Raw genomic sequence first — 11,547 nt, forward strand, 5'->3', positions numbered from 1 at the left:
GTCAACATTTCCAGTACCTTACTCACGATTCCTCATATTGGGCCAGATTAAGCGTTAGCCCAACAATTCCCTCTTCGAGCTGGACGTCTACAGCAAACCCGAGTTTTCGGGCCAGGGCGACCATCCCCCGATTGTTCGGCATCGTAATACCATTCAGACGTCTCAGTCCGTGATCTCGGGTGTAGGTAATTAATTTTTCCATCAATCGCCGCCCGAGCCCCAGCCCTTTGAGATCCGATCGTACCAGTACGGCAAATTCGGCATCGATGTTATCGGGATCGGAAATTGCGCGCGTCACGCCGAGGATCTCTTCAGTGTTATCACGGCAACGTACCGCCACAAAGGCCATTTCCCGATCGTAGTCGATCTGCGTCATATTGGCTAAATCTTCATGGGTAAATTCATTGATCTCACTGAAATAGCGGTAATATAGATCTTCCTTCGTCACTTGCGAAATGAACTGCTGCAGATGGGGTTCATCCTCCGGCAGAATAGGGCGGAACAGGCAGCGTTCACCATTTTTCATTTCGACCCACTCTTCAAGCTGATGAGGATAGGGACGCACGGCCAGTCTGCTTTCGTTGTCGCCCGTGAATGGGGCAATATCCAGCGTAACATCGAGGGCGGTGAATTCACCGGCGGATGCCAGTAATGGGTGGATATCCAGACGTTGAATTTCCGGGCAATCGACGATCAAATTGGACACCTGAACCAAAAGCTGGCTTAAACCGGCGACGTCTAAAGGACGTAGCGCACTGCGGGCGCGAATCTTTTTGTTTTTGATCCCCTGGATAACCAGATATCGTGCGAGGTTCATGTTCAGCGGCGGCAATGCCACCACGGCTTGCTCTTCCGGTCGCCACTCTACGCCACCTTCTCCCAACATAATGAGTGGCCCAAATACCGGATCGTGTTCGACGACCACGCGCAGTTCCTGAGCCCCCGCGCGGTTAGCCATACTCTGGACAAGCAAACCGTGGATACGCGCCTGCGGCCAGGCCATTTTCACCCGATCAAAAATCGCATTGGCGGCCTGCTGCACTTCGGTTGCCGTTCGCAGGTAGAGCATAACCCCTTGAACTTCCGATTTATGCGGGATATCGGGAGAACGTAGCTTGAGCGCTACCGGATAACCAATTTGCTCGGCGATGTGTACGGCTTCTGCGCTGTCGCTGGCAATCCAGGTGGGCAGCGTGTGCAAGCCATAGGCGTGCAAAATAGGCTGAACTTCATGCGTATCCAGCGATGTTGCCCCGTCAGCAATCGCCTGTTGTAACAGATTATGTGCCTCGGCGGTGTTGGCCGTCAGGCTGTCAGGGAGCACTGGTGTTTCACGCAGCTGCTTCTGGTTACGCCGATATTCAACCATATGCATAAACGCGGTGATGGTGCCTTCCGGTGTACGATAGGTAGGTAATCCCGCTTCACTAAACAACCTGCGGGCTTCCTGGGATGAAAACTCCCCGCACCAGTTAGTGAGTAAGGAGACAAACTTGCCGCGCGGATGTTGTTTCACCGCCTCAATCAGCGCCTGCGCGCTTTCGGTGCCAGGTGCGGCTGCGCTAGGCGAGTGGATGACCATCAGGGCGTCGAAATCCTGGCTGGCGAGTAAAATATTCAGCGTTTTAACGTAATGCTCACTGCTGGCATCGTCGCGCAAATCCAGTGGGTTGGCGATATCAACGTGGGTTGGTAACGCATCGCGTAGTTTCTGGCAGGTCTCTTCGCTTAGCGTGGCCAGTTTGCCGTTTCGCGACCACAGCTCATCTAAAGCCAGTGCAGCAGGGGCGGCACCATTGCTGATGATCATCAGCCTGTCGCCACGTAATGGGCGCATGTGGCTGAGGGTTTCCACCGCTGAGAAAAGCTCGTGTGTGTCCTGCACGCGCAGCAGACCGGCACGCTGAATGGCGGCGTCCCAGGCTGGGTCCATCCCCGAGCTGGTATGCAGCAAGCGCTGAGCCGCAGGGCTGCGACCGCTTTTAATCACCAAAATGGGTTTGTTACGCGACGCGCTACGTGCCGCCGAGACAAAACGGCGGGCATCGCTCAAATGTTCGAGGTAGAGCAAAATCGCACTGGTTTTACTGTCGCGTGCCAGGTAATCAAGCAGCTCATCAACGTCAATGTCCAGACTGTCACCCAGGGCAATAAACCAGGAAAACCCCATGTCGCGCTGCTGCGCCCAGTCCAGAATGGTGTTGGAAATCGCCGCCGACTGGGAAATAAATGCCAGCTTGCCGCGTTTAATCGGTACCGGTGAAAAACTGGCGTTAAGCCCCTGCCAGGGGGCGAGAAGCCCCAGACTGTTGGGGCCGAGCAGACGTATTTTATAGCGTGATGCGCAGGCCAGCAGTTCAGCGTGCTGCGCCGTGGGCGCTGACAAAATAATACAGGTTTTGCAGCCTTTCTCGCCTAGCGCCTCCAGCAGCGTCAGGTTGCGGCTGGCATTGGTACACAGCACGGCGAGATCGGGAGAAAAAGGCAGGCTGGCGATAGTGGGCCAGGCCAGCACACCCAACACCGCTTTCCAGGCCGGCGTCACCGGTAAAACCGGTCCATTGAAGCCGCCGGCCAGTAAGTTACGCATCATCAGGTAACCCGCACGATTGGGCTTCATTGACGCCCCAATCACCGCAATGGATTTTGGTCGCAGTAGCGCTTCCAGACCACGTTGACTCATATCGGCTTCCTTAATGACACCAGTGACCGGATGATTTTAAACGTTTTCTGTCGAGTCTGCTGTGACGCTTCCCTGATGTTGGGTTTTTCCTGCCAGGTAGCGAGTTTTAAAAAGCGTGAAGTGCTCACTTAATCCTTCGGCTGCCTGCGTGTCTCCAGCCAGATCCAGTAAGGCAATCGCCACTTCGGCGGTGCAATACTGCCCCTCGGCATGGGCTTCGCGCAGACGGTAAGCGGAAAGACGTGATAAATCGACGGAGATAACCGGCAGGTTATCGAGGTACGGACTTTTACGGAACATTTTGCGCGCTTCTGGCCAGGTGCCATCAAGCATAATGAACAACGGTGTTTTACCCGTAGGTGGCGTGAAAATGACCTCACGGCCCTCGTCGGCATAAGATGCCGGGAAGACCACCATCGGTTGATAATCCGGATTGTTAACCAGTTCAAGCAGCGCTGACGGCGGCTCGGTGCGAGACCACTGAAACGCGGCGGTATCCGGCAGAATATCAGCAATCAAACGCCCGGTGTTGCTGGGTTTCATCGGTTCGGTGTCAAACATTACCAGGCAAAAACGACTCTTCGCCTGGGCAGGTCTCAGCGTTTCGCACAGGCACAGTTTCAGCGGCAGTAAGCAGCGCTGGCAGCGGCGAATACGGTTACCTCGGGCGAGAAAAGGGCGCGTGGCGCGCGCAAGGCGCTCGGCACGTAACTGGAGAACGGCGTTATTGGTCATCGGGAAGCACGTTGAAAAATGCTATTGTCGCAGAGGACAAAACGGGGCACAAGATGTGCCCCGTAGAGATTATAATGATTCGTTAAGCCAGCTATCAAACGGGGCTTTAGGCACTGCGCCATTGAGCATATCGACGACTTCACCTTTCTTGAATATCATAATGGTCGGAATGCTGCGGATGCCGAAACGTGCGCTGAGTTCGCGTTCAGCTTCGGTATTCACTTTAACAAAACGCACTTTACCGCTACGCTCTTCAGCGACATCTTCAAAGATGGGGGCGAAGTTACGGCATGGGCCACACCATGGCGCCCAGAAATCGACCACCACCGGAAGATCGTCTTTTAACAGCTTATCCAGCGTAGCACCGGTCGCATTGATCACCTCACCGTCAAACAGGTCGTGACCACAGCGTCCGCATTTGGCCGTATCCTGAACACGATCTTCGGGGATGCGGTTGATAGCCTGGCAGCTGGTACAAACGGTATTCATAACTAACCTCTGGATGAGTAGAGTGGACTTCGCGGCAATCACGCCGATATGTTTCTGTTATGTTACATATTATCGGGGAGACTGTTTTAAACAGCAATGCGTTTTATTCAATGAGTACAATAGTCATAAGCTTTTAAATGAAATAATGGCTAACGACGTGCACATCGGGTAATCTGCGCGCTTCGCGCAGAGCAGGTGGAGAAAAGAAATGAGCGACGAACTGAAGAACAAAAACGGCAAGGTCAAAGTGATGTACGTCCGCAGTGACGATGACTCGGACAAGCGCACCCAAAATCCACGTACCGGTAAAGGCGGCGGTCGCCCAGGTACTTCCCGAGCCGAAGGCGGTCGTCGCCCTGCCCGTGATGACAGAAAGGGTCCGAACAGTGAACGTGGCCGCGATCGTGGACGTGACCGCGATGTTGAACGCGACCGTAAACGTGAAGACTCACCGTGGCGTACCGTATCCCGCGCGCCGAGCGATGACGTAGCGGAAAAAGCCGATCACGGTGGGATCAGCGGCAAGAGCTTTATCGATCCTGAAGTATTACGTCGTCAGCGTGCGGAAGAAACCCGCGTTTACGGTGAGAATGCCTGTCAGGCTCTGTTCCAGAGCCGTCCGGACGCCATTGTCCGCGCCTGGTTTGTCCAGAGCGTGACACCACGATTTAAAGAAGCATTACGCTGGATGGCGGCAAACCGCAAAGCCTACCACGTGGTTGACGAAGCCGAACTGGCGAAAGCTTCCGGTACTGAACACCATGGCGGCGTGTGTTTCCTGATTAAAAAACGTAACGGTACAACCGTTAAGCAGTGGGTTGGCCAGGCGGGGGCGCAGGATTGCGTACTGGCGCTGGAAGATATCGCCAACCCGCATAACCTGGGCGGCATGATGCGCAGTTGCGCTCACTTCGGTGTGAAAGGCGTGGTCGTACAGGATGCCGCGCTGCTGGAATCCGGTGCAGCTATCCGTACCGCGGAAGGCGGTGCCGAGCACGTGCAACCGATCACTGGCGACAGTATTGTGGATGTGCTGGATGATTTCCGCAAAGCAGGCTACACGGTCGTGATGACCTCCAGCGACAAAGGTAAGCCGTTATTCAACACCACGCTGCCAGAAAAAATGGTGCTGGTGTTAGGCCGCGAGCGTGATGCGCTACCGGAAGCAGCATGTTCTGCAGACGATTTGTGCATCGCCATCGACGGTACGGGCAATGTAGAAACGCTCAACGTCTCCGTCGCGACGGGCGTCCTGCTCGCGGAGTGGTGGCGTCAGAACAAAGCCTGATAGTAAAAATGCCAGCGAATCGCTGGCATTTTTTTACTCGCTCTCAGCCGGCAGCACCGGCATCCAGTCGATCGGTTTTTCACCGCGTTTTTCCAGCCACTCATTTGCCAGAACAAAGTGATTGCAGCCAAAGAATCCGCGGTGTGCCGAGAGCGGAGACGGATGCGGCGCTTTCAGAATATGGTGACGCTGCGCGTCAATAATGGCCCCTTTCTTCTGCGCGTGCGCGCCCCAGAGTAAAAACACCACGCCTTCACGGTGCTCGTTAATCAGGCTAATGACTTTATCCGTAAAGGTTTCCCAGCCCAGACTGGCATGCGAATGTGCCTGTCCTGCCCGGACGGTAAGGACGGTGTTCAGTAACAGTACCCCCTGACGTGCCCAGCTTTCCAGATACCCGTGTGTGGGGCGTGTAAAGCCTGGGACCGTCGCTTCGAGTTCTTTATACATATTCAGTAATGACGGTGGAGTGGCTACGCCTGGGCGCACAGAAAACGCGAGGCCATGTGCCTGGCCGGGACCGTGGTAAGGGTCCTGTCCCAGGATGACAACTTTCACATCGCCAAGCTCGGTAAAGCGAAATGCGTTAAACACATCTTTTTGCGGCGGGTAAATCGTCATGCCTGACTGGCGTTCACCGGCGACGGTATGCAAAGTGTTAACAAAATAGGGTTGCTGTTTTTCTTCGGTCAGCACATCGTGCCAGGTTAATTCGGTAGTCATCTCGCTCTCCTGCGAATTTCATTCCCCCTAGCTTAACTGCTTCTCTCTGGGGCGCAAAATTCTCTACGATTCTCAAGGGACTACCCCTTAAAGATAGTTGAAAATTTATGTAAAAATTTTATCTACACGCATAGCGTAAGTTGATGTAAAACAATAAAATCCACTCATTACCACTTTGCGTGTGTGGTTTTTGTTGATTTAAATCAAGGAATCAAGGGTGTGCGAGGGGTATATATACACTCAAGCAACAATGGTTTTACCAATTGGCCGCGCGACGGCCAACCGAAATCAAATAATTTTGCCGGGGAGGCATCAACATGATTACAGGTATCCAGATTACTAAAGCTGCAAACGACGACCTGCTGAACTCTTTCTGGCTGCTGGACAGCGAAAAAGGCGAAGCACGCTGCATCGTTGCTAAAGCAGGTTTCTCTGCTGATGAAGTCGTTGCCGTCAGCAAACTGGGCGAAATCGAATACCGTGAAGTACCGGTAGACGTACAGCCAGAAGTTCGCGTAGAAGGTGGCCAGCACCTGAACGTTAACGTTCTGCGTCGTGAAACGCTGGAAGATGCGGTTAAGCACCCGGAAAAATACCCGCAGCTGACTATTCGTGTTTCTGGTTATGCGGTGCGTTTCAACTCACTGACTCCAGAACAGCAGCGCGACGTTATTGCCCGTACCTTTACTGAGAGCCTGTAAGGCTCGCGGGGTTGTACCCCGGAAATCAGATAATAAAAAAGCGGAACATGCCAGTGCATGTTCCGCTTTTTTGTCGTTGAAAGAAGGTAAAAAAATGCCGGGTTCATTAACCCGGCATACCGTTTACTCTTTGTCAGACTGCGGCGCGGCAGCTGCGCTCGGCTTGCGACGCTTGCCGATATTTTTGGCGTCGCGGTGACGTTTCTTCACGCGCGGCTTCTCTTTATCTTTCTCTTTTTTCTCTGCACGTTTCGCCAGCACTTTCTTGGATGGCTTACCGTTAGACTTCTCACTTGGCGCGCGCGTTGTTGGACGCAGTTCGTCAACCACGCGCGGCTTTAGCTGCTCGTCGACATAGCGACTCGCTTTGCCGAGCAGCAGGTGGTCGTGCGCTTCTACCAGAGAAATGGCGGTGCCTTTACGGCCTGCGCGACCGGTACGGCCAATACGGTGCAAATAGGCATCGCCACTACGCGGCATGTCGTAGTTAAACACGTGGCTGACATCAGGAATGTCGATACCGCGTGCCGCAACGTCGGTGGCAACCAGCACATTCACACGACCATCGGTCAGGCGTTTGATCGCTTCGTTACGCTTGCTTTGTACCATCTCGCCTTCGAGATAGCAGTTGTTGATCCCCGCCTGGCGCAGCCAGCCAGCCAGCTCGTGCACGCGCTCGCGTTTACGCACAAAGACGATAGAACGCGTTGCTTCAGGCTGTTTTAACAGGTGAATCAGCAACGCTGTTTTGTGTTCGATATCATCTGCACGATAGTACCACTGATGGATCTTCTTACGTTCGCGGGTGGATGGATCCGCAGAAACCTCAACCGGATCTTCCAGCAGGCGCTCGGCAAAATCTTTAACCGCATTGCCTTCCAGCGTGGCAGAGAACAGCATGGTCTGCTTGCGCCAGCGGGTTTCACCGGCAATATGCTCGATATCCTGCGCGAAGCCCATATCCAGCATACGGTCGGCTTCATCGAGGATCAGCGTTTCAACCGCATGGCAGTCGAAGTTCTCTTCTTTAATGTATTGCAGCAGACGTCCGGTGGTCGCGACCACGATGTCCTGATTTTCGCTGAACACTTCCATATGGTTCATGTAGGCCACGCCGCCGGTGATGGTGGCGACATCCAGATGCGTATTCTTCGCCAGTTCACGGGCGTGATCGGCAACTTGCATTGCCAGTTCACGGGTCGGCGTCAGAATTAAAACGCGCGGTGGACCTGATTTTTTGCGCGGAAAGTCGAGCAGGTGCTGCAACACTGGCAGCAAATATGCCGCCGTTTTACCGGTGCCTGTCGGCGCAGAACCGAGTACATCACGGCCATCGAGCGCAGGTGGAATGGCGGCTGCCTGAATAGCTGTCGGGCGAGTGAAACCTTTTTCCTGGAGGGCATCCAGCAGGCTTTCATCGAGTTCAAGTTCGGAAAAAGTCGTTACAGTCATGTTCTACCTCTGTGTGGGGCGCTGATTATAGACGTTACGGCTGCAATCTTCATCTGTTTGTATGGATATACCTTCTCAGGTATTGTTTTTATCCTATGTTATCGTTTTTTTTCCAGGAAGGTTGTTTTTCATGCCCCAGTCTTCATCAGTACTTCGACGTAATGGGTTTACCTTTAAACAGTTTTTTGTGGCACACGATCGTTGTGCAATGAAAGTTGGGACTGACGGAATTTTATTGGGGGCCTGGGCCCCTGTCGCAGGCGTAAAGCGGATCCTTGATATCGGCACCGGGAGTGGTTTGTTAGCACTGATGCTGGCCCAGCGTACAGATAACAGCGTCCTGATTGATGCGGTGGAGCTGGATGTTGACGCCGCGCAACAGGCAGAGGAAAACATCGCGCAATCTCCGTGGGGGCAGCGTATCCGGATCCATACTGAAGATGCTCAACGGTGGATACCTCGCCAGACCGTGCGCTTTGATCTGATTATCAGTAATCCCCCTTATTATGAGCAAGGCGTGGAGTGTGGTACGCCACAGCGCGAGCAGGCACGTTATACCACGACGCTCGATCATGCGGCGCTGATAACGCTGGCGGCGGACAGTATTACAGAAGAGGGTTTTTTTTGCGTGGTACTGCCGGAGCAGATTGGTAACGCTTTTACCCAGCAGGCATTAAACATGGGATGGCATCTGCGTCTGCGTACGGATGTGGCGGAAACCGAAGCCCGACTGCCGCATCGGGTCCTGCTGGCTTTCTCCCCGCAGGCCGGGGAGTGCTTTAGCGACAGATTAGTGATCCGTGGGCCAGACCAGCGTTACTCAGAAGGTTACACCGCGCTGACCCAGGCATTTTATCTGTTTATGTGATGGCTAAGCGGCGAAAGAATAGAAGGGCCGGATTCAGGCAACTGCTCTGGATAATCCAGCGTGAAGTGCAGGCCCCGGCTCTCTTTACGCATCATTGCGCAGCGCACAATCAGCTCGGCAACCTGCACCAAATTGCGCAGCTCCAGTAAATTGTTCGACACGCGGAAATGGGCGTAATACTCGTCGATTTCCTGTTGCAGCATCGTGATACGCCGCAGGGCTCGCTCCAGACGTTTAGTGGTGCGTACAATGCCAACGTAATCCCACATAAATAGCCGCAGTTCATGCCAGTTATGCTGGATGACAACCAGCTCATCCGGATTTTCAACCCGGCTTTCATCCCAACCCGGAAGCGTGCTTACACTACGTGCGTAGGGCATTCTACGATCAATATCTTCAGCTGCAGACCAGCCGTAGACCAGGCACTCCAGCAGTGAGTTAGACGCCATACGATTTGCACCATGCAGCCCGGTGTAGCTCACTTCGCCGATGGCATACAGACCGTCGACGTCAGTCCGACCAAAATCATCGACCATCACGCCACCGCAGGTATAGTGCGCAGCTGGCACGATAGGCACTGGCTCTTTGGTCAGGTCGATCCCCAGGCCCAGCAGCTTTTCATAAATCATCGGAAAATGCTGGCGGACAAATTCTTCCGGTTTATGACTGATGTCGATGAACATGCAGTCCGCACCCAGACGCTTCATTTCATGATCGATAGCACGCGCCACGATATCGCGCGGCGCCAGTTCACCACGCTCATCAAAGTCGGGCATAAAGCGTGAGCCGTCCGGGCGCTTCAGATGGGCACCTTCGCCACGCAGCGCTTCAGTCAGTAGAAAATTGCGCGCCTGCGGGTGATACAGCGCGGTGGGGTGAAACTGATTAAATTCGAGGTTGGCGACACGACACCCTGCGCGCCAGGCCATCGCAATTCCATCGCCTGAGGAGATATCCGGATTGGTGGTGTACTGATAGACCTTCGATGCACCACCGGTGGCCAGCACGACGGATTTGGCATGGCAGGTTTCGACGGCTTCTTTATTACGGTTCCAGATCCATGCGCCAACTACCCGGCGCGTGCCCGGCAAGCCGATTTTATCGGAGATGATCAGGTCCACGGCGTTGCTACGTTCCAGCACCTGAATGTTGGGATGATTTTGTGCCTTGCTGACCAGCGTAGTTTCAACCTCTTTGCCGGTGGCATCAGCCGCATGCAGAATACGTCGATGGCTATGGCCGCCTTCGCGGGTCAGGTGATAACTCTCTTCACCATTGGGCTGAACCTGCGTATCAAACAAAACGCCTTGATCAATGAGCCACTGGACGCACGTTCGGGCGTTGCTGGCGACGAACTCAACTGCATGGCGATCGCACAATCCCGCGCCGGCAATCAGCGTATCCTCGACGTGAGAATCGATACTGTCGGTTTCATCAAAAACAGCGGCAATGCCTCCCTGGGCATAGAATGTAGAGCCTTCACTCACAGGCCCTTTACTCAGGACAATAACCCGATGTTTCTCAGCCAAGCGCAAAGCCAGTGAGAGTCCGGCAGCACCGCTGCCAATAATCAGCACATCACAGGATAATTCAGGCGTTGTATTCATGATTGTTGTTTAATTTACTAAACAGTGTTTGGTCACCATAGCACCACATTGTGCGAAACTGCACGTTATATTTTTAATTGTGTTGCAATGGCTAAACACGAAAGAAATTCATAGTGAGAGGTAAAGTATGAAAAATATTTTGTGTAGCAGGCCGTTAGCGTCAGATTAGGAGATGAAATAAAGTGCCCGTTGGGTTACTCTGCAAGCGGTTTAATGGGCATTTCTGTACAGATAGTGCGTTGATCGGGTTATGTAGACTTATAATGAGAGATAAGACCTGTCTACAACATGACAAACAAAAACAAATGCGTAACGGAACTTTACGAAACTTGAGCACTCTAAGTCATTGCTTGCTCATATTGCAGCTGATGGAGTGGCGTTTCGAAAGCGCGTGGAAATTTGGTTTGGGGAGACTTTACCTCGGATGAGCGAGCAGTTAACGGACCAGGTCCTGGTAGAACGGGTCCAGAAGGGAGATCAGAAAGCCTTTAATTTACTGGTAGTTCGCTATCAGCATAAGGTGGCGAGCCTGGTTTCCCGCTATGTACCGTCGGGCGATGTTCCCGATGTTGTACAGGAAGCATTTATTAAGGCCTATCGTGCGCTGGATTCGTTCCGGGGAGATAGTGCTTTTTATACCTGGCTGTATCGTATTGCAGTCAATACAGCGAAGAATTACCTGGTCGCTCAGGGGCGTCGTCCACCTTCCAGTGATATAGATGCGATAGAAGCAGAAAATTACGAAAGTGGCGGTGCGCTGAAAGAAATTTCGAACCCTGAGAACTTAATGTTGTCAGAAGAACTGAGACAGATAGTTTTCCGAACTATTGAGTCCCTCCCGGAAGATTTACGCATGGCAATAACCTTGCGGGAGCTGGATGGCCTGAGCTATGAAGAGATAGCCGCTATCATGGATTGTCCGGTGGGTACGGTGCGTTCTCGTATCTTCCGAGCGAGGGAAGCTATTGATAATAAAGTTCAACCGCTTATCAGGCGTTGAC

The 11,547-nt window shown here is 53.2% G+C and carries 11 protein-coding genes; 5 read left to right on the forward strand and 6 right to left on the reverse strand.

Going from position 1 to position 11,547, the window contains the following annotated elements; genetic code table 11:
• Positions 1-22: 22 nt before the first annotated feature.
• The 3 genes from pat to trxC form a co-directional block, all read right to left on the reverse strand.
• Positions 23-2,683 (reverse strand): protein lysine acetyltransferase, encoded by a 2,661-nt coding sequence (gene pat, locus IB214_RS06195; RefSeq protein WP_117343487.1) that lies wholly within the window; start codon positions 2,681-2,683, stop codon positions 23-25.
• A gap of 36 nt (positions 2,684-2,719) precedes the next feature.
• Positions 2,720-3,418, reverse strand: a complete 699-nt coding sequence (gene tapT / locus IB214_RS06200) for a tRNA-uridine aminocarboxypropyltransferase (protein WP_096756114.1) — start codon at positions 3,416-3,418, stop codon at positions 2,720-2,722.
• Positions 3,419-3,487: 69 nt separating this feature from the next.
• The gene (gene trxC, locus IB214_RS06205) at positions 3,488-3,907 is read right to left on the reverse strand and encodes a thioredoxin TrxC (protein WP_045446319.1); all 420 of its coding nucleotides are present in this window, start codon (positions 3,905-3,907) and stop codon (positions 3,488-3,490) included.
• 208 nt (positions 3,908-4,115) lie between these two features.
• Here trxC and IB214_RS06210 point away from each other — a divergent pair, with 208 nt between their 5' ends.
• Positions 4,116-5,195, forward strand: a complete 1,080-nt coding sequence (locus IB214_RS06210; protein WP_117343488.1) for a tRNA/rRNA methyltransferase — start codon at positions 4,116-4,118, stop codon at positions 5,193-5,195.
• Positions 5,196-5,228: 33 nt separating this feature from the next.
• Here the strand turns inward: IB214_RS06210 and ung are convergent, their stop codons facing one another.
• A complete protein-coding gene (ung, locus tag IB214_RS06215) occupies positions 5,229-5,918 on the reverse strand; it encodes a uracil-DNA glycosylase (protein WP_096756117.1) in 690 nt (229 codons plus the stop codon).
• A 317-nt stretch (positions 5,919-6,235) separates the two neighbouring features.
• On the opposite strand from ung, the gene grcA reads away from it, so the two are divergent.
• Complete coding sequence (gene grcA, locus IB214_RS06220; RefSeq protein ID WP_096756118.1) at positions 6,236-6,619, forward strand: autonomous glycyl radical cofactor GrcA; 384 nt, start codon at positions 6,236-6,238, stop codon at positions 6,617-6,619.
• A 123-nt stretch (positions 6,620-6,742) separates the two neighbouring features.
• On the opposite strand, the gene srmB is transcribed toward grcA, so the two are convergent.
• Positions 6,743-8,071, reverse strand: a complete 1,329-nt coding sequence (gene srmB, locus IB214_RS06225) for an ATP-dependent RNA helicase SrmB (RefSeq protein ID WP_096756119.1) — start codon at positions 8,069-8,071, stop codon at positions 6,743-6,745.
• Positions 8,072-8,201: 130 nt separating this feature from the next.
• Between srmB and trmN the strand changes: the two genes are divergently transcribed.
• Entirely contained in the window at positions 8,202-8,939 is a 738-nt protein-coding gene (gene trmN / locus IB214_RS06230) for a tRNA(1)(Val) (adenine(37)-N(6))-methyltransferase TrmN (RefSeq protein WP_115257747.1), read from the forward strand.
• Here trmN and nadB read toward each other — a convergent pair.
• Entirely contained in the window at positions 8,924-10,546 is a 1,623-nt protein-coding gene (gene nadB, locus IB214_RS06235; RefSeq protein WP_117343489.1) for an L-aspartate oxidase, read from the reverse strand. The two genes, trmN and nadB, sit on opposite strands and share 16 nt — an antisense overlap.
• 263 nt (positions 10,547-10,809) lie before the next feature.
• Here nadB and rseD point away from each other — a divergent pair, with 263 nt between their 5' ends.
• Together rseD and rpoE are read left to right on the forward strand one after the other, a co-directional pair.
• A complete protein-coding gene (gene rseD, locus IB214_RS06240; protein WP_135324714.1) occupies positions 10,810-10,974 on the forward strand; it encodes a rpoE leader peptide RseD in 165 nt (54 codons plus the stop codon).
• Positions 10,971-11,546 carry an RNA polymerase sigma factor RpoE gene (gene rpoE, locus IB214_RS06245; RefSeq protein ID WP_003037573.1) on the forward strand — a complete coding sequence of 192 codons (576 nt, stop codon included), beginning with the start codon at positions 10,971-10,973 and terminating at the stop codon, positions 11,544-11,546. The genes rseD and rpoE overlap by 4 nt, the downstream gene beginning before the upstream one ends.
• The last annotated feature ends 1 nt before the right edge of the window (position 11,547 follow it).

This window comes from Citrobacter sp. C1, assembly GCF_014596895.2.
Classification (GTDB): Bacteria; Pseudomonadota; Gammaproteobacteria; order Enterobacterales; family Enterobacteriaceae; genus Citrobacter; species Citrobacter gillenii.

What these genes read in the sequence shown, in the direction of transcription:
- nadB (WP_117343489.1), bottom strand. Translation starts at nt 10,546, where the DNA reads ATGAATACAACGCCTGAATTATCCTGTGATGTGCTGATTATTGGCAGC.
- tapT (WP_096756114.1), bottom strand. Translation starts at nt 3,418, where the DNA reads ATGACCAATAACGCCGTTCTCCAGTTACGTGCCGAGCGCCTTGCGCGC.
- rpoE (WP_003037573.1), top strand. Translation starts at nt 10,971, where the DNA reads ATGAGCGAGCAGTTAACGGACCAGGTCCTGGTAGAACGGGTCCAGAAG.
- trxC (WP_045446319.1), bottom strand. Translation starts at nt 3,907, where the DNA reads ATGAATACCGTTTGTACCAGCTGCCAGGCTATCAACCGCATCCCCGAA.
- trmN (WP_115257747.1), top strand. Translation starts at nt 8,202, where the DNA reads ATGCCCCAGTCTTCATCAGTACTTCGACGTAATGGGTTTACCTTTAAA.
- srmB (WP_096756119.1), bottom strand. Translation starts at nt 8,071, where the DNA reads ATGACTGTAACGACTTTTTCCGAACTTGAACTCGATGAAAGCCTGCTG.
- grcA (WP_096756118.1), top strand. Translation starts at nt 6,236, where the DNA reads ATGATTACAGGTATCCAGATTACTAAAGCTGCAAACGACGACCTGCTG.
- ung (WP_096756117.1), bottom strand. Translation starts at nt 5,918, where the DNA reads ATGACTACCGAATTAACCTGGCACGATGTGCTGACCGAAGAAAAACAG.
- IB214_RS06210 (WP_117343488.1), top strand. Translation starts at nt 4,116, where the DNA reads ATGAGCGACGAACTGAAGAACAAAAACGGCAAGGTCAAAGTGATGTAC.
- rseD (WP_135324714.1), top strand. Translation starts at nt 10,810, where the DNA reads ATGAGAGATAAGACCTGTCTACAACATGACAAACAAAAACAAATGCGT.
- pat (WP_117343487.1), bottom strand. Translation starts at nt 2,683, where the DNA reads ATGAGTCAACGTGGTCTGGAAGCGCTACTGCGACCAAAATCCATTGCG.